Here is an 18143-nt window from a genome sequence, read left to right on the forward strand (position 1 = left end):
TGGTGCGGGTGGACCGGCACCGCGTCGGCGAAGACCGGGCGCTCCTTCGCACCCTCGGCCTCGGTGCCGTTCACGCTGTCGATGCGCACCATCGGGTTGAACTTCTCCCGGCGCTCGCCCTCGCGCGGCTGGCGTACCTGCCCGACGACGGCGTCACCGCGGCGCAGGTGGTACTTCCGCACCATCGACAGGGAGAGGTAGACGTCCTCGGGGCCCGGCAGGTAGCCCGAGGTGCGAACGAAGGCGCAGTTGTCGAGGACGTCGAGGATGCCGGCGGCGGGCACCAGGACGTCGTCCTCGAGGATCGTGGTGTCGGGCTCGTTGCGGCCGCCGGCACGGACCGTGGTCCGGTCCCGGCCGCGGCGGCGGCGGTTGCGGCGGCTGCCGCCCTCGCCGTCCTCGTCATCGTCGAGGTGCACACCCTGGCCCTGCTGCTGGCTCTGGTTCTGCTGGTTCTGCTGCTGGTTCTGCTGCTTGTTCTGGTTGGACTGCTTCTGCTGGCCCTGCTTCTGGTCGGCCTTCTGCTCGTTCAGGTCGGCCTTCTGGTCGTCCCGGGCCTCGTTCCTCTGGCCCTGCTTCTGGCCACCCTGCTTCTGACCCTGCTTCTGGCCGTCCTGCTTCTGACCGTCGTGCTTCTGGGCGTCCTGCTTCTGGGCGTCCTGCTTCTGGGCGTCCTGCTTCTGGCCGTCCTGCGGCGTCTGCTCGGCCTGGTCGGCGGACTGCTCGGCCCGCTCGGCCTGGCGCTGCTTGCGGGTGCGGGTGCGCACGGTCGTCTGCGCGGCCGGCTCGTCCGAGCGGGCTTCGGCAGCGGGCTCGCCAGCCGGCTCCGCGGCCGGCGCGGCGGCCTGCGCAGGCGCCTGCTCGGCCTTCGCGCCGCCGCCCGACTGGGCCGCCTTGATGGCGTCGACCAGCTGCGCCTTCTTCATCGAGCCGGCACCGGCGATGCCCAGCCCACCGGCCATCGACTTGAGGTCGGCGAGCAGCATCGAGCTGAGGCCGCCCGACTTCGACGCGGCCTTCTTGGCGGGCCGGGTGGTCTCGGCTGCCTCGGGGGCAGCGTTCTCCGCGGTGGCGGAGGGAGTCTCGGTCACGTGGATCCTTCGCACGTTGCGTCGCCTGCGGGACCGGTCGAGCGGCCTGCGAGGCGGAAGGTGTGTCGCCCGTGCGCCCGAGGGACGGGCGGGCCGGGGACCGGCCGGGCGAGTGCGCCGAACGGCGCGCGCTCAGGTTAGCAGGGCGACGGCGGCGCAGTGCCATCCGTCGGGAAAGCCGCGCACGGGTCAGACGAGGAGGGCGCCCGCGGGCTCGACGACGAGGTCGTGGCACGCCCAGCCGTCGGGGCAGCGGGCGGTCAGCGCCGAGGTGTCGGCGGAGCCGAACGCCAGCACCGTCGGGCCGGCTCCCGACACCACGGCCGGTACGCCGTCCGCGCGGAGGCGGCGCACGAGCGCGAGCGTCTCCGGCATCGCGGGCTCGCGCTGGTCCTGGTGGAGCCAGTCACGGGTCGCCGCCAGCAGGTGCTCGGGCTGACCGGTCAGGGCGGCCACGAGCAGCGCGGCCCGACCGGAGTTCGCGGCCGCGTCGGCGTGCGGCACGGTCGCCGGCAGCAGCCCGCGGGCGACCGACGTCTCGACCCCGGTCGGCGGGACGAAGGCGACCGCGGTGATCCGCGGGTCGACGCCGACCCGGACGGCGTACCAGTGGTCGTCCTCGCGGCCGGAGATGACGAAGCCGCCGTAGAACGCTGGCGCCACGTTGTCGGGGTGGCCCTCGAGGTCGGCGGCGAGGTCGAAGAGCGCCTCGTCGGAGGCCAGCAGCTGCCCGCCGGCCACCAGCCCGCGAGCCAGCACGACCCCCGCGACGATCGCGGCCGACGACGAGCCGAGGCCCCGCGCGTGCGGGATCACGTTGCGGCACGTGAGCCGCAGCCCGGGCGGCTGGGCGCCCATCAGGTCGAATGCCGCCCGCATCGCCCGCACGACGAGGTGCGACTCGTCGCGGGGGACGCCGTCGGCCCCGGCGCCCTCGACCTCGACGACCAGGCCCTCGGGCAGCACCTCGGCCTCGAGCTCGTCGCGCAGCGACAGCGCCAGGCCGAGCGAGTCGAAGCCGGGACCGAGGTTGGCCGAGGTCGCCGGGACGGTGACCCGGACCGGGCCGTCGACCAGCTGGGCCATCAGGCGAGCCCGGCCGCGGCCGCGGCGGCGGCCACGTCGGCGTCGACGACCGTGTCGACGATGTCGCCGCACGACTCGAGCGCGGTCGCGGTGTCCTTGAGGCCGTGGCCCGTGACCGTGATCGCGACCGTCGACCCCGCGAAGGACTCACCGCCGGCGACCGCGGCCAGCAGGCCGGCGACACCGGCCGCCGACGCCGGCTCCACGAAGACGCCGTCGTGGCGGGCGAGCTCGAGCTGGGCGGCGAGGATCTGCGCGTCGGACAGCGCGGCGAACCCGCCCTCGGACTCCTTGGCCGCCTGCTCGGCGAGGTGCCACGACGCCGGGTTGCCGACGCGGATCGCGGTCGCCTTGGTCTCCGGGTGCGGGAACGGCTCGCCGGTCACCAGCGGCGCCGCGCCCTCGGCCTGGAAGCCACGCATGCGCGGGCGCTTCGTCGCGCGGCCGAGCTCGGCGTACTGCTGGTAGCCGAGCCAGTACGCCGAGATGTTGCCGGCGTTGCCCACGGGCAGCAGGTGGACGTCGGGCGCGTCGCCGAGGAAGTCGACGATCTCGAAGGACGCGGTCTTCTGGCCCTGCAGGCGCACCGGGTTGACGGAGTTGACCAGCTCGACCGGGTAGTCCTGGGAGAGCCCGATCGCCATCGCGAGGCAGTCGTCGAAGTTGCCGCGGACCATGATGACCTGGGCGCCGTGCACCACGGCCTGGGCGAGCTTGCCGGCAGCGATCTTGCCCTCGGGGATGAGGACGAGGGGCTTGAGGCCGGCCTTGGCGGCGTAGGCCGCCATCGACGCCGACGTGTTGCCGGTCGAGGCACAGACCACGGCCTGCGCGCCGAGGTGGCGGGCGTGCGAGATCGCCGCGGTCATGCCGCGGTCCTTGAACGAGCCGGTGGGGTTGTCGCCCTCGACCTTGAGCCAGACCTCGGCCCCGGTGACGCCGGAGAGCCACGCCGAGTGCACGAGCGGGGTGCCGCCCTCGCGCAGCGTCACCGCCGCCATGCCCTCGGGCAGGTCGAGCAGGTCGCGGTACTCCTCGATGACGCCCCGCCACTGGTGGGTGTGGTGGCTCATTCGTCCCCTCCCTCGACCCGCATGACGGACGTGACCTCGCGGACGATGTCCATCTCCCGCAGCTGCTGGACCGTGGCGCTCAGCGCGGCGTCCGGGGCCGCGTGCGAGACGACGACGAGCTGGGCGTCGGCGCCGCGGCCCTCCTGCCGCACGGTCTGGATGGAGACGTCGTGGTCGGCGAAGGCGTTGGCCACCGCCGCGAGCACGCCCGCGCGGTCGTCGACGTCGATCGCGACGTGGTAGCGGGTGCGGGTCTCGCCCATCGGCTGCACGGCGCGGTCGGCGTACGCCGACTCCCCGGCGCCGCGGGTCTGCGCGAGCCGGTTGCGCGCGACCGTCACCAGGTCGCCGAGCACGGCGCTCGCCGTGGGCGCGCCGCCGGCGCCGGGGCCGTAGAACATCAGCTGGCCGGCGGCCTCGGACTCGACGAACACCGCGTTGTAGGCCTCGCGGACGCTGGCCAGCGGGTGCGAGCGCGGGATCATCGCCGGGTGCACCCGGGCGGCGACCTGGTCGCCGCGGAGCTCGCAGATGGCGAGCAGCTTGACCACCGAGCCCATGTCACGGGCGCTGGCGACGTCGGCCGCGGTGACCTCGGAGATGCCCTCGCGGTAGACGTCGGAGGCGGTCACCCGCGAGTGGAAGGCCAGGCTGGCGAGGATCGCGGCCTTGGCGGCGGCGTCGAAGCCCTCGACGTCGGCGGTCGGGTCGGCCTCGGCGTAGCCGAGCTCCTGGGCCTCCTCGAGCGCCTCGGAGAACCCGGCGCCGGAGGTGTCCATCTTGTCGAGGATGAAGTTCGTGGTGCCGTTGACGATGCCGAGCACGCGGGTCACCTTGTCGCCCGCCAGCGACTCGCGCAGCGGTCGCAGGATGGGGATGGCGCCGGCGACGGCGGCCTCGTAGTAGAGGTCGCGCTCGGCCTTGGCGGCCGCCTCGAACAGCGTGGGACCGTCCTCGGCCAGGAGCGCCTTGTTCGCGGTCACGACGCTGGCGCCGTTGTCGAGCGCGGCGAGGATCAGCGAGCGGGCGGGCTCGATGCCGCCGATGACCTCGACGACGAGGTCGACGTCGTCGCGGGCCACCAGCCCGGCGGCGTCGGTGGTCAGCAGCCCGTCGGGCACCTCGACGTCGCGCGGCGCGTCGAGACGGCGTACGGCGACCCCCACCAGCTCGACGGGAACCCCCACCCGGGCCGCCAGGTCGTCGTGCTGCTCGGTCAGCAGCCGCACCACCTGGGAGCCGACCGCCCCGCATCCGAGGACCGCCACCTTGAGCGACTTCTCACCCGAACTCATCACGAAACACCCACATCGGTCGCCAACAGGTCGGCCTCAGTCTCTCGTCGCAGGACCGTGAAGGTCTTCCCGTCCCGAACTCCGATCACCGGAGGACGCATGGCGTGGTTGTAGTTGGAGGCCATGGATCTGCAGTAGGCGCCCGTGCCGGGCACCGCGACGAGGTCGCCGGGACGGACGTCGCCGGGCAGGAACTCGTCCTTGACGACGATGTCTCCCGCCTCGCAGTGCTTGCCGACGACCCTGGCCAGCGCGGGCGCGGAGCCCGAGGCCCGGGAGGCGAGCGTGGCGGAGTAGTCGGCGTCGTAGAGGGCGGTGCGGATGTTGTCGCTCATCCCGCCGTCCACCGAGACGTAGGACCGCCGGGCGCCGCCGTCGAGGGCGACCTCCTTGACGGTGCCGACCTCGTAGACGGTGCACATGGCCGGGCCGACGATGGCGCGGCCGGGCTCGATCGACAGCCGCGGCTCGGCGATGCCGAGGGCGCGGCACTCGTGCTCGACGATCTTGGTCATCTCCGTCGCCAGCTGCGACGGGTCGGAGGGGTCGTCCTGCGTGGTGTAGGCGATGCCGAAGCCGCCGCCGAGGTCCATCTCTGGCATGTCGACGCCGACCTCCTCGCTCACGGTGGCGTGGAGCGCGAGCACCCGGCGGGCGGCGACCTCGAAGCCGGAGGTGTCGAAGATCTGGCTGCCGATGTGGGAGTGCAGCCCGAGCAGGCGCAGCCCGGGGGCCTCGTGGACGCGTCGTACGGCCTCGAGCGCGTCGCCGCTCGCGATCGAGAAGCCGAACTTCTGGTCCTCGTGGGCGGTGGCGATGTACTCGTGCGTGTGGGCCTCCACCCCTGCCGTCACCCGCACCATCACCCCGATGCCCTCGGTGGTCGAGGTGCGAGCGCCAGCGAGCCTCGCGACCACCTCGGCCAGCCGCTCGATCTCGTGGAACGAGTCGACGATCACCCGGCCGACACCGAGCTCGACGGCCCGCTCGAGCTCGCGCGGGGTCTTGTTGTTGCCGTGGAAGCCGACGCGCTCCATCGGGAAGCCCGCCCGCTCCGCGACGGTCAGCTCGCCGCCCGAGCAGACGTCGAGCGAGAGCCCCTCCTCCGCCAGCCACCGCGCGACGGTCGTGCAGAGGAACGCCTTGCCTGCGTAGTAGACGTCGTAGGCGGCGAACGCGTCACGGAAGGCGCGCGCCCGGGCCCGGAAGTCGTCCTCGTCGAGGACGTACGCCGGCGAGCCGTGCTCGCGGACCAGCTCGGGCAGCGGCACTCCCCCGACGGCCAGCACGCCGTCGGTCTTGGTGGCCGTGCGGGACCAGAGGTGCTCGACGAGGACGTTGGGGTCAGCGGGCTCGCGGAGCCAGTGGGGGCCACGCAGCGCGCCGTCCGCGTGCGCCCAGCCGGACGGGTGTGCGGTGGGCACGCCGGATCACATCCTCTCGGGAGCGGTGACGCCGAGCAGGTCGAGGCCGTTGGCCAGGACCGTCCGCGTCGCGTGGACCAGGACGAGGCGCGCCTCGTTGGTCGGGGTGACGGGCTCGTCGCCCATCGGAAGCATCCGGCACTCCTTGGTGTCGTACCACTTGTTGAAGACCGACGCCGTGTCCTCGAGGTAGCGGGCCACGCGGTGCGGCTCGCGCAGCTCGGCGGCACTGGCCACCACCCGCGGGTACTCCGCGAGCGCACGGAGCAGCTCGCCGTCGCGCTCGTGGGTGAGCAGGGCGGGGTCGAAGGCATCGCCCGGCAGCGCCATGCCGAGGTCGGTCGCGTTGCCGATCATCCGGCACGTGCGGGCGTGGGCGTACTGGACGTAGTAGACCGGGTTGTCGCTCGAGGCCCGGGTGATCTCGGCGACGTCGAGGGTCAGCGGGCTGTCGGCCGGGTAGCGCGCCAGCGAGTAGCGCAGCGCGTCGACGCCGATCTCGTCGACGAGCTCGTCGAGGGTGACGATCGTGCCCGCGCGCTTGGACAGCCGCAGCTCCTCGCCGTCGCGCATGATCTTGACCAGCTGGCCGATCATCACGTCGAGCGTGAGCTCGGGGTCGTCCCCGACGCACGCGGCCATCGCCCGCAGCCGGCCGACGTAGCCGTGGTGGTCGGCGCCGAGGAGGTAGATGCAGTGGTCGAAGCCGCGGGCCCGCTTGTTGAGGTAGTACGCCGTGTCGGAGGCGAAGTAGGTGAGCTCGCCGTTGGACCGGATCAGCACGCGGTCCTTGTCGTCGCCGAAGTCGGTCGTGCGCATCCACAGCGCACCGTCGGACTCGAAGAGGTGGCCGTTGTCCTTGAGGCTGCGCAGGGTGTCGGCGACCGAGCCGTGAGACTCGTCGGCGTGCAGGTCGCGCTCGGAGAACCACACGTCGAAGTGCGTGTTGAAGCCGTCGAGCTGGTCCTGCTGCTGCTTGAGCTGGATGGCGTAGCCGGCCTCGCGGAACGCGACCGTCCGCTCGTCGGCGGGCAGCTCGAGGATGCCGGGGTGCTGCTGGACGACCTCGGCCGCCAGGTCGGCGATGTAGGCGCCCTGGTAGCCGTCCTCGGGGATCGGCTGCCCGAGGGCGGCGGCCTCGATCGAGGCGCCGAACAGGTTCATCTGGTTGCCGCGGTCGTTGATGTAGAACTCGCGGGCGACCTTCGCGCCGGCGGCCTCGAGCACCCGGGCGATCGCGTCGCCGAGCACCGCCCACCGCGTGTGGCCGAGGTGCAGCGGGCCGGTCGGGTTCGCGGAGATGAACTCGATGTTGATCGCCTGCCCACCCATCTCCTGCGACCGGCCGTACGACGCCCCTGCCGCGACGACGTCGGCCGCGACCTGGCCCTGGGCGCCGGCCTCGACGGTCACGTTGAGGAAGCCCGGACCGGCCACCTCGACCTCGGCGATGCCGTCGGCGGCGCGCAGCCGTTCGGCGACGAGGTCGGCGAAGGCGCGCGGGTTCGTCCCTGCCTTCTTGGCCAGCTGGAGTGCGACGTTCGTCGCGTAGTCGCCGTGCCCCTTCTGCCGGGGTCGCTCCACCGTGACCTGGGCCGGCACGCCGTCGGGAAGCGTGACAGCGCCGTCGGCCACGAGGGCCGCCAGCGCATCGACGATGGTCTCGGAGAGCTGCTCGGGGTTCACCCGCCAAGCCTATCGGCGCGCCACGGTCGGGCCCGAACCGGTTTCACGCCGTGGTGCGGCTCGCGGCCTGCCCTAAGGTCCTGCCTGTGACGACGCACCCCACCTACGACCAGCTGATCGACCTCCCGGCCTACGCGGAGCAGCCCGTGCCGATGCCCTTCGAGGACATCAACGGCCACCTCAACGTCCGCCACTACATCGGCATCGCGAGCGAGGGCCTCGACGAGTCGCTGGTGGAGGTCGGCATCCCGCAGATGTGGCCGCTGACCCACGGCCACGCCTGCTTCGCGGCGGAGCACCACGTGACCTACCTGAGCGAGCTGCGCACCGGCGACACCATGTCGGCTCGCGTCCGCCTGCTCGGTCGCTCGGAGCGCGCCGCCCACGCCCTGGTCTACCTCCTCGACGAGACCAAGCAGACCGTGGCCTGCGTCGTCGAGGAGATCTTCCTGCACATCGACCTCTCGACCCGGCTCACCGCCCCCTGGCCCGACGAGGTGGCCGCGAAGCTCGACGCCCGCGTCGCCGAGCACGAGGCACTCCCCTTCCCGGCCGTGACCTCGGGCTCGCTCGCCCTGCGCTGAACCTCGGGGGAGTTTCACGACCTCGTCGTGCGACCGGTAGTCTTCACCGCGCACTGCTCCCGGGAGTCCGGGACGCATCGCACGCCTCCGTAGCTCAGGGGATAGAGCACTGGTTTCCGGTACCAGGTGCCGCAGGTTCGAATCCTGCCGGAGGCGCCACCAGCGGCGGCACCCACCAGGGTGCCGCCGCTCCTGCGTCCGGGTCGTGACCAATCCCCCACCGCGTCGTTGAGCGCACGAGGGAGCACGCGCCGGTCTGAGGGGATCGGCCCCTGGTCGGCTCCCCACGGACCTCGGGAGGGGAACCCATGCAACGCACCTTCAGGCGCCGGACCACCGCGGCGACGAGTCTCGTCCTCGCAGCAGGGCTGGCGCTCACCGGATCGCTCACCGCGCCGGCCCAGGCGGCCGGCGCCACGCAGGCCCGCGCGGACGACCGGCTGACCGACTTCGGCTACCGCGGCGACGTGTACGGCGTGAAGCTGGTGACGGACAGCGTCGAGGCGCTGAACCTCAAGGACGCGCACGCGCAGCAGCTGTGCACCCGCTCGGTGGGCCGGGTCGTCGAGCAGCAGTCCGTGGTCTCCGTGCCGGACAACCCGCTGATCCACGTCTCCGCCAGCACCAGCCGCACCGAGACCTACACCGACGGCAACACCCACGGCGTCCGCGGCACGAGCACGATCGGCGACATCAGCATCGGCGGCACCGTCGGCCCCCTGACCACCCCGAAGCTCGTCATCAAGGGCCTGCAGACCACGGCCCACGCCTTCCACACTCCGCGCGGCTACGGCCACGACGAGGGCTTCACCTTCGCCAGCATCTCCCTCGAGCTGCTGGACAACACCGTCGTGCAGAGCCTCCCTCCCGAGCTCCAGGAGCTCCTCGCGCCGCTGGACCAGGTGAGCGACACCGTCTTCACCGGCACCCAGCAGGCCGCCCAGCAGGTGTTCCAGGTGCTCAGCGACGTGACGAAGCCGATCCAGATCCCCGGCCTGGGGACCATCGCGCTGGGCTACGAGAACGGCCGGGCCAACAGCAACAACGCCCAGTCGCAGGCGTCGGCGCTGCGCATCGAGGTGACCGCCGGTGACCGCCGCCAGCTCGTCGAGCTCGGCACCGCCCGCGTGCGGATGGGCGGCCCCGCCCCCGTCGGCGTCTTCCGCTCCGGAGGCACCGCGATGGACTACCAGGCGCTCGAGGGTGCACTGAAGTTCGGCAACGTCGAGCACAAGGCACTCCCCTGCCAGGGCTCGCAGGGGAAGACGCAGACCTACCGGGTCCCCCACGCCAGCCAGCTCGTCCCGGTGCCGGTGACCCTCGACGGCGTCACCTACCAGGTGCACGGCGACCAGCTCCGCAGGAAGTCGGTGGCCAAGGGCTGGTCGCGCACCTCCATCGACACCTTCTCCGTCCCCACCGCGCAGCTCGTCGTGACCGACGTGTCCTCCCGCGCGGCCATGCGGCAGAAGACCGGCAAGCGGGTCGACTCGTTGGTCTCGACGTCGGTCGGCTCCATCACCGTGGGCGGCCAGCCGATCGCCGTACCCGAGCCGGGAGAGGTCGTGGAGCTGCCGAACGGCGTCGGCGAGATCCAGCGCCAGCTGGTCGACACCGGCTACCGGGGATCGCAAGTGATCGCGCTGCGGATCACCCTCTACTCCGAGGCCGTGGTCATCGACCTCGCCCGTACGGCGGGTCGCATCTACCCGCACTGAGGCAGGGTCTGGGTACCCTCACGATCAGCGACGCCGAGTCGGCCATGGGGTTCGACTCGGCGTCGCGTCGCGTCAGCACCTCGTGATGTGGGCGTCCGCGCGGGCGTCGCGACCCAGCCGGCGCGCCTGGGCGACGTCGGGGAAGACGACGCTGGCCGCCCCGACGAAGCCGATCCGCCCGCGGACCACGCACGTGGTGATCCGGCGCGGGTCGACCTGCGCGACGGCCTGCGCGAGCTCGTACAGCTCGCCGGGGCCGGCGTTGGTCGCCATGTGCTCCATCACGGTCATCACGCCGCGCTCGATGAAGCCCGGGCGGTCGGCCTGCGCCCGGATCCGGGCGTGGATGCCGCGCAGGGTGCGCTGCTGGTTGGCCGAGCGGTCGAAGTCGCCGCCGGCGAGGCCCTTGCGGATCCGGGAGAAGGCCATCGCGTCGTACCCGCCCAGGCGGATCCGGCCCTGCCGGAACCCCTCCTTCTTCAGGTACGGGTCGGAGAAGCGTCGCGGGTTGGTGACCGTGATGCCGCCGATGTCGTCGACCATGTCCTCGAAGAACGGGAACCGCGTCACCATGACGTAGTCGGGCTCGATGCCCACCAGGTTGCGCATCGCGCCGGCCATGCCGCGCGGACCGCCGAAGTAGAGCGCCGAGTTGATCTTCTCCCGGCCGTGGCCGGGGATGGCCACCCACGAGTCGCGGGGCACGCCGATGGCGGTGGCCGAACCGGTGCGCGTGTCGATGCCGACCAGCTGGAGGGCGTCGCCGCGGGCGCGGGTCATCTCCTGGCCCGGGCGCGCGTCGGAGCCGATCGCGAGGATCCAGACCACGTCGTCGTCCACCGAGACGCCCTGGGCGTGGCGGATCTTCACCAGGCTCACGTCGGTCGGCTGGACCGTGCCCTGGGGCACCACGAGCGCGGTCACCCCGAGCACCACCGCGAGCGCCGCGGCCCGGAGCCCGCGGACCCGGCGGACCCCGGCGGTCATCGGCGCGCTCCCTTCGAGAGGTCGTAGCCGAAGATGCGCCAGCCGCCGCGCTTCCGCACGAGGAACAGGCGTCCGCGGACCACCGTGGTGCCGGTCTTGTCGCCGGTGGTGTCGAAGCGCAGGAGGACGTGGGCGGTCACCGATCGTGCCTGCCGGCGCGTGGCCAGGACGTCGAGGGAGACCGAGCGGTGCGTGGCCTCGACGGAGTCGATGCGGTGCCCGCCCGTCTGGTTGGTCAGCAGCGCCTTGTCGGCCCGCGCACGCGCCTCGGCACCCCGGGTGAAGCCGGGGAACGCCGCCGGGAAGCTGCTGCGCGGGTAGGTGCCACCCAGGTAGGCCGCCTCCCACCAGCGGTCGACGACCTCGCCCACCTGGCGGCGTACGACCTTGCGCCTGGCGTCGGGCAGTCGCCCGAAGACGCGGTGGATCTTCGTCCTCGTCCGCGCCGGGTGCGAGGCCAGCGCCACCTGGTCGTCCCCCCGGCTCAGCCGTGCGGGCGCGGCCTCGGGGTCGGAGCCCGAGGACGAGCAGGCGGTGGCCGCGAGCGGCAGGGCGAGGACGAGCACGAGGGCCGCGAGGCGGGCCCACGGCGTGCGGCCCGGTGAGGGGCGTGACATGACGACTCCAGGCGGGGTGGGGCAGCGGGTGCGAGACGGGTCGGACCGGTTACCGGGAGGTACGGACGGGGTGTGGGCCACACCATGCCCCAAAGGGCGGGCCCGCCCCTGCATTTGCGTGCGTGTGCGACTAGCCTTGACGGCGACTTGGTGAAATTGGTCAAACCCTCGCGCGATGAGATCTGGAAGAGGCGAAACAAGCGTGGCGCAGTCCCCGAACGGGCAGTCCGGCAACCAGTCCTCGGTTGCACCGTCATCTGACCTGGGAGCCAACGAGTGGCTCGTGGAGGAGATGAAGGAGCAGTACGACAAGGATCCCGCGAGCGTGGGACCTGAGTGGGCGGCCTACTTCGGGAACGGGACGGCGCCGGCCACGACCGCCGCCCAGGCCGCGCCCGCTGCGTCCGCACCGAAGGCCGCGACCGCCACCCAGGCCCCGGCGAAGGCGCCGGCCCAGGCGCCGGCACAGGCACCGGCACAGAAGGCCGCCCCGGCACAGAAGGCCGCTCCCGCCGCGTCCGCCAAGCCTGCCGAGACCCCCGCCCCGAAGTCGACGCCGCGCCCGGCCGCCCAGGCCGACGAGCCCGCCAAGGGCACCAGCACGCCGGTCGCCAAGGAGTCCACGCCCGCCGCGCCGTCACCGGCCAGCGACGAGCCGACCTACACCGTGCTGCGCGGCGCGCCCGCCCGCACGGCGGCCAACATGGACGCCTCGCTGTCGGTCCCGACGGCGACGTCGGTCCGCTCGGTCCCGGTGAAGCTGCTGTGGGACAACCGCACCGTCATCAACAACCACCTCGCCCGCGCCCGGGGCGGCAAGGTCTCCTTCACCCACATCATCGGCTATGCCCTGGTGAAGGCGCTCAAGGCGATGCCCGAGATGAACGTCGGCTTCGAGGTCGTCGACGGCAAGCCCAACCTGATCACGCCGGCCCACATCAACCTCGGCCTCGCGATCGACATGCAGAAGTCCGACGGCACCCGCCAGCTCCTCGTCCCCAACATCAAGGGTGCCGAGACGATGGACTTCGCCGCCTTCTGGACGGCCTACGAGGACATGGTCCGCAAGGCGCGCGACGGCAAGCTGGCCGTCACCGACTTCCAGGGCACCACGATGTCGCTGACCAACCCCGGCGGCATCGGCACCGTGCACTCGGTGCCCCGGCTGATGGCCGGCCAGGGCGCGATCATCGGCGTCGGCGCCATGGAGTACCCCCCGGAGTGGCAGGGTGCCTCGGAGGAGGCGATCAACCGCAACGCCATCAGCAAGGCGATGACGCTGACCTCCACCTACGACCACCGCGTCATCCAGGGCGCCCAGTCGGGTGAGTTCCTCAAGCGGGTGCACAGCCTGCTGCTGGGCGAGGACGGCTTCTACGACGAGATCTTCCGCTCGCTGCGCATCCCCTACGAGCCGATCCGCTGGGCGCGCGACATCGTCGCCAGCCACGACGACGACATCGTCAAGCAGGCCCGCATCCTCGAGCTGATCCACGCCTACCGGGTCCGCGGCCACCTGATGGCCGACACCGACCCGCTGGAGTACCGCCAGCGCAGCCACCCCGACCTCGAGGTGGAGTCGCACGGCCTGACCCTGTGGGACCTCGACCGCGAGTTCGCCACCGGCTCGTTCGGCGGCGAGGGCCGGCGCTTCATGAAGCTGCGCAACATCCTCGGCATCCTGCGCGACTCCTACTGCCGCACCACGGGCATCGAGTACATGCACATCATGGACCCCGAGCAGCGCAAGTGGATCCAGGAGCGCGTGGAGCAGCCGCACGTGAAGCCGCCCCGTGAGGAGCAGCTGCGGATCCTGCTGAAGCTCAACCAGGCCGAGGCGTTCGAGACCTTCCTGCAGACCAAGTTCGTCGGCCAGAAGCGCTTCAGCCTCGAGGGCGGCGAGACCACGATCCCGCTGATCGACGAGATCTGCGAGGCCGCCGCCGAGACCGGCCTCGACGAGGTCACCATCGGCATGGCGCACCGCGGGCGACTCAACGTGCTCGCCAACATCGTCGGCAAGAAGTACAGCCAGATCTTCCGCGAGTTCGAGGGCAACATCGACCCGCGGACCGTGCAGGGCTCGGGCGACGTGAAGTACCACCTCGGCGCCGAGGGCGAGTTCCTGGCCGGCTCCGGCGACAAGATCAAGGTCTCCGTGGCCGCGAACCCCTCGCACCTCGAGGCGGTCAACCCGGTGCTCGAGGGCATCGCCCGCGCCAAGCAGGACATCCTCGACCAGGGCGAGAACTTCCCGGTCCTGCCTCTGCTCGTGCACGGTGACGCCGCCTTCGCCGGGCAGGGCGTGGTCGCCGAGACGCTCAACCTCTCGCAGCTGCGCGGCTACCGCACCGGCGGCACCGTGCACGTCGTGATCAACAACCAGGTCGGCTTCACCACCGCACCCGGCTCGTCGCGCTCCTCGCTCTACGCCACCGACGTGGCGCGGATGGTGCAGGCGCCGATCTTCCACGTCAACGGCGACGACCCGGAGGCGTGCATCCGCGTCGCCCGGCTGGCCTTCGACTACCGCCAGGCGTTCAACAAGGACGTCGTCATCGACCTCGTGTGCTACCGCCGCCGCGGTCACAACGAGGGCGACGACCCGTCCTACACGCAGCCGCTGATGTACGACCTGATCGAGCAGAAGCGCTCGGTGCGCAAGCTCTACACCGAGTCCCTCATCGGTCGTGGCGACATCACGATCGAGGAGGCCGAGCAGGTCCTCAAGGACTACCAGCAGCAGCTGGAGCGGGTCTTCACCGAGGTGCGCGAGGCCAGCTCGGAGGCGCCCACCGAGTGGACGACCGTCCCGGACTACCCCGACAAGCCGGCCGGCGAGTTCTCCACCGCGGTCACCCCGGAGGTCCTCAAGCGGATCGCCGACAGCTACGTCACGCCGCCGGACGGCTTCACCGTCCACCCCAAGGTGATGCCGCAGCTGCAGCGCCGCTCGGCCGCGATCACCGAGGGCCCGATCGACTGGGGCACCGGCGAGATCCTCGCCTTCGGCTCGCTGCTGATGGACGGCCGCCCGGTGCGCCTGGCCGGCCAGGACTCGCGGCGCGGCACCTTCGTGCAGCGCTTCGCCACCATCATCGACCGCACCAACGCCGACGAGTGGACCCCGCTGACCAACCTCACCGAGGACCAGGCGAAGTTCCACGTCTACGACTCCCTGCTCTCGGAGTACGCCGCGCTCGGCTTCGAGTACGGCTACTCCGTCGCCCGGCCCGAGGCGCTCGTGCTGTGGGAGGCGCAGTTCGGTGACTTCGTCAACGGCGCGCAGACCGTCATCGACGAGTTCATCTCCGCCGGCCAGACCAAGTGGCGCCAGCAGTCGGGCGTCGTGCTGCTCCTCCCCCACGGCTACGAGGGGCAGGGTCCCGACCACAGCTCGGCCCGCATCGAGCGGTTCCTGACGATGTGCGCCGAGGACGCGATGGTCGTGGCCCAGCCCTCGACCCCGGCGTCGTACTTCCACCTGCTGCGTCGCCACTCGCTGGGCGAGGAGCACCGTCCGCTGATCGTCTTCACGCCGAAGTCGATGCTCAAGCGCAAGGAGGCGGCCTCGCAGCCGGCCGACTTCGTGGGCGACACGACGTTCCGCGCCTTCATCGGCGACGACGCCGCCGACCCGGCACAGGTCGAGACGCTCATCATGTGCTCGGGCCGCGTCACCTGGGACCTCATGGTCGAGCGCTCCAAGCGCGAGGACGGGGCGAAGTTCGCCATCGGTCGCGTCGAGCGGCTCTACCCGAACCCCGTGGACGACATCAAGGCGGAGGTCGCGAAGTACCCGAACCTCAAGGCCGTGCGCTGGGTGCAGGACGAGCCGCGCAACATGGGCCCGTGGCCGCACTACCAGCTCAACGTCTGGCCGCAGCTCGACGTGGAGGTCGAGCCGGTCACGCGTCCGGCGTCCGCCTCGCCGTCGGTCGGCACCATCAAGCGCCACACCGAGGAGCAGCGGGCGCTCCTCGACGCAGCGTTCGAGTCGCCGCGCACCAGCGGCCACGACTACTGAGCCGAGGCAGCGGTGTACTTCACCGACCGCGGGATCGAGGAGCTCGAGAAGCGCCGGGGTGACGAGGAGGTCACCCTGGCCTGGCTCGCCGAGCAGCTCCAGGCCTTCGTCGACGCGCACCCCGACTTCGAGGTCCCGATCGAGCGGCTGGCCACCTGGCTGGCCCGCCTCGACGACCCGGAGGACTAGGCGGCCACGGGACGTACGGCGGCGGGCTCCGCGGGCGTCGGCCCACGGTCCGGCAGCGCCAGGCGGCAGATCTTCTTCGCCACGCTCCACAGCTGGCGGCTCAGTGGGCCGGTCGTGTACGCGATGCCGTACCGCTCGCAGATCTCCCTCACCTCGGGCGCGATCTCGGGGTAGCGCTTGGCCGGCAGGTCCGGGAACAGGTGGTGCTCGATCTGGTGGCTCAGGTTCCCCGACATGACGTGGAACAGCCTGCCTCCGGAGATGTTGGCCGAGCCGAGCACCTGCCGGTAGTACCAGTGCCCGCGGGTCTCGTCCTCGCACTCCTCCTGGCTGAAGGTCTCCGCACCGGCCGGGAAGTGGCCGCAGAAGATGATGTTGAAGGCCCAGACGTTGCGCACGAGGTTGGCTGCCGCGTTCCCGGCGAGGGTCAGCGGGAACAGCGGGCCGGTGAGCGCGGGGAACAGCAGGTAGTCCTTGAGCGCCTGGCGACGCACCTTGCGCATGATCCCGGCATGGAGCGCCTTGTTGTCCTCCATCGTGCGGGTGCCGCGGACGATGTTCTCGACCTCGAGGTCGTGCATCGCGACGCCCCACTCGAAGAAGACCATCAGGAGGAAGGCGTAGACAGGGTTGCCGAGGTAGTAGGGGTGCCACGGCTGGTCCTCGTCCATGCGGAGGATGCCGTAGCCGATGTCGCGGTCCTTGCCGAGGATGTTGGTGAAGGTGTGGTGGATGTAGTTGTGGGAGTACTTCCACTGCTCGCTGGGGCAGACGTTGTCCCACTCGTAGATGCGCGAGCTGAGGTGCGGGTCGCCCATCCAGTCGTACTGGCCGTGCATCACGTTGTGGCCGATCTCCATGTTCTCCAGGATCTTGGAGACCGACAGCGCGGCGACCGCGAGCGGCCAGGCCGGCGGGAGGTAGAACAGCGCGCGGCCGAGCACCTCCATCTGCTGCTGGCGCTTCACGACGCCGCGGATGTAGGCCGCGTCGTCCTCGCCGAGATCGGCCAGGATCCGCTGGCGGAGGTCGTCCATCTCGCGGCCGAAGGCCTCGAGCTGGTCGGGGGTGAGCTTCTGATTCGCGCTGGTGGTCATGAGTGGTCCCTTCGGGGTCACAGGTCGACGACGCAGTCGCCGACCGGGGCGGAGACGCAGATCTGGATGTCCTCGTCGGGCAGGGAGGACTCGGTGCCCGAGAGCACGTTGCGGACGGTGCCCTCGCTCTTGCGGGTGGTGCAGGAGAGGCAGATGCCCATGCGGCAGCCGAACTCGGGCGTGAGCCCGAGCGCCTCGGCCTGCTCGAGGATGGAGGCCCCGCTGTTGGCGACCTGCCGGTCGCTGCCGGTGAAGACGAGGTCGCCCTCGGCGCTGCCTGTGGTGGTGACCGGTGGCTTGAACAGCTCGAGCCGCAGCCGCGGGCTGTCGCCGTACGCCGCGCGCACGAGGTCGACCATCCCGGCCGGGCCGCAGGCCCAGGTGTCGGTGTCGCGGTAGCCGGGGACGAGGCGGCGCAGCTCCAGCTCGTTGAAGACGGCCTCGCCGTGGCGCAGGTGCACGGTCACGTCGTTGTCCTCAACGGCGATGCGGGCGAGCTCGTCGGCGTAGATCTGGTCCTGGGGCGACCTGGCGTAGTGCAGGAACGTGACGGGCCGCCCGGCCCTGCCGTCGTACCCGTCGCGGAGCAGGGTGCGCAGCATCGACATCGCGGGCGTGATGCCCGAGCCGCCGGTGATGAACAGCAGCGGGTCGATGCCCGGGGTCGCCGGGCTGACCGGCAGCGTGAAGGCGCCCTGTGCCTGCGAGAGGTGGAGCACCTGGCCGGGCTCGGCGTCGACGAGGTACTTGCTCACCTGTCCCTCGGCGTGCGCGCGGATGGTCAGGGTGATGGGCTCCCCTGGACCGGAGGCGGCCGAGGAGACGGAGAAGCACCGCGTCATGCGACGGGCGGAGCCCGGCAGGTCGAGCCCGACCTGGACGTACTGGCCGGCTCGGTGCCCGCGCCAGGTCGACGTCGGCTGGAGCGTGAGGGTGGCGACCGGGGCGCCGGGCGTGTGCGTCTCGCGGCGTACGTCGACCACGCGGGCGCGCACCTCGTGGGCGGCCCACATCGGGTTGACCCGCGCGAGGTAGTGGTCGACGCCGTGCGGCGAGGCGAGCGCCGCAACCGCGCGTGAGCGGACGATGCGGTCGAGGACGATCATCCTGACCTCCGTTCTTCGGTGAACGTCTGTTCACTCAACTATGCGTGGCCTTCCGGCCCACGTCAACGCCCATGGCCGTGATCCGACCCACGTCCGGTGAACGGTCGTCCACCACCCGCGCAGGGTGCCGGACAGCGCGGGACGCGCACTCCGTGCCCTAGGC

At 71.6% G+C, this 18143-nt stretch carries 14 protein-coding genes and 1 tRNA gene; 5 read left to right on the forward strand and 10 right to left on the reverse strand.

Annotated features, from left to right (window positions below; all coding sequences use genetic code 11):
- The 6 genes from Q9S36_RS44475 to argS form a co-directional block, all read right to left on the reverse strand.
- The coding region (locus Q9S36_RS44475; protein ID WP_311291166.1) for a Rho termination factor N-terminal domain-containing protein at positions 1-1091 on the reverse strand (1091 nt) is incomplete at its 3' end.
- A 189-nt stretch (positions 1092-1280) separates the two neighbouring features.
- Positions 1281-2177, reverse strand: a complete 897-nt coding sequence (gene thrB, locus Q9S36_RS44480) for a homoserine kinase (RefSeq protein ID WP_311291167.1) — start codon at positions 2175-2177, stop codon at positions 1281-1283.
- Positions 2177-3250, reverse strand: a complete 1074-nt coding sequence (gene thrC / locus Q9S36_RS44485; RefSeq protein ID WP_311291168.1) for a threonine synthase — start codon at positions 3248-3250, stop codon at positions 2177-2179. Before thrC ends, thrB begins: the two co-directional genes overlap by 1 nt.
- A complete protein-coding gene (locus Q9S36_RS44490) occupies positions 3247-4545 on the reverse strand; it encodes a homoserine dehydrogenase (protein ID WP_311291169.1) in 1299 nt (432 codons plus the stop codon). The genes thrC and Q9S36_RS44490 overlap by 4 nt, the downstream gene beginning before the upstream one ends.
- Entirely contained in the window at positions 4545-5969 is a 1425-nt protein-coding gene (lysA, locus tag Q9S36_RS44495) for a diaminopimelate decarboxylase (protein ID WP_311291170.1), read from the reverse strand. Before lysA ends, Q9S36_RS44490 begins: the two co-directional genes overlap by 1 nt.
- Positions 5970-5975: 6 nt before the next feature.
- Positions 5976-7655, reverse strand: a complete 1680-nt coding sequence (gene argS / locus Q9S36_RS44500; protein WP_311291171.1) for an arginine--tRNA ligase — start codon at positions 7653-7655, stop codon at positions 5976-5978.
- A gap of 86 nt (positions 7656-7741) precedes the next feature.
- On the opposite strand from argS, the gene Q9S36_RS44505 reads away from it, so the two are divergent.
- The 3 genes from Q9S36_RS44505 to Q9S36_RS44515 all read left to right on the forward strand — a co-directional run bounded on the left by Q9S36_RS44505 (position 7742) and on the right by Q9S36_RS44515 (position 9957).
- Positions 7742-8239, forward strand: coding sequence for a thioesterase family protein (locus Q9S36_RS44505; RefSeq protein ID WP_311291172.1), 498 nt, complete (start codon positions 7742-7744; stop codon positions 8237-8239).
- Between the two features lie 83 nt (positions 8240-8322).
- Positions 8323-8398, forward strand: a tRNA-Arg gene (locus Q9S36_RS44510).
- Positions 8399-8547: 149 nt separating this feature from the next.
- A complete protein-coding gene (locus Q9S36_RS44515; protein ID WP_311291173.1) occupies positions 8548-9957 on the forward strand; it encodes a choice-of-anchor P family protein in 1410 nt (469 codons plus the stop codon).
- Positions 9958-10029: 72 nt separating this feature from the next.
- Here the strand turns inward: Q9S36_RS44515 and Q9S36_RS44520 are convergent, their stop codons facing one another.
- Together Q9S36_RS44520 and Q9S36_RS44525 are read right to left on the reverse strand one after the other, a co-directional pair.
- Positions 10030-10944 (reverse strand): LCP family protein, encoded by a 915-nt coding sequence (locus tag Q9S36_RS44520; protein WP_311291174.1) that lies wholly within the window; start codon positions 10942-10944, stop codon positions 10030-10032.
- A complete protein-coding gene (locus Q9S36_RS44525) occupies positions 10941-11561 on the reverse strand; it encodes a hypothetical protein (RefSeq protein WP_311291175.1) in 621 nt (206 codons plus the stop codon). The genes Q9S36_RS44520 and Q9S36_RS44525 overlap by 4 nt, the downstream gene beginning before the upstream one ends.
- Before the next feature lie 175 nt (positions 11562-11736).
- On the opposite strand from Q9S36_RS44525, the gene Q9S36_RS44530 reads away from it, so the two are divergent.
- Positions 11737-15588, forward strand: coding sequence for a multifunctional oxoglutarate decarboxylase/oxoglutarate dehydrogenase thiamine pyrophosphate-binding subunit/dihydrolipoyllysine-residue succinyltransferase subunit (locus Q9S36_RS44530; RefSeq protein WP_396653967.1), 3852 nt, complete (start codon positions 11737-11739; stop codon positions 15586-15588).
- Positions 15589-15600: 12 nt separating this feature from the next.
- On the forward strand, positions 15601-15777 hold the full coding sequence (locus Q9S36_RS44535; protein WP_129453612.1) for a DUF6104 family protein: 177 nt from the start codon (positions 15601-15603) through the stop codon (positions 15775-15777).
- Here the strand turns inward: Q9S36_RS44535 and Q9S36_RS44540 are convergent.
- Complete coding sequence (locus tag Q9S36_RS44540) at positions 15774-16874, reverse strand: acyl-CoA desaturase (RefSeq protein WP_311291177.1); 1101 nt, start codon at positions 16872-16874, stop codon at positions 15774-15776. The two genes, Q9S36_RS44535 and Q9S36_RS44540, sit on opposite strands and share 4 nt — an antisense overlap.
- A 17-nt stretch (positions 16875-16891) precedes the next feature.
- Entirely contained in the window at positions 16892-17980 is a 1089-nt protein-coding gene (locus tag Q9S36_RS44545; protein ID WP_311291178.1) for an iron-sulfur cluster-binding domain-containing protein, read from the reverse strand.
- Positions 17981-18143: the final 163 nt, after the last annotated feature.

It is taken from the genome of Microbacterium sp. ARD31, assembly GCF_031844425.1.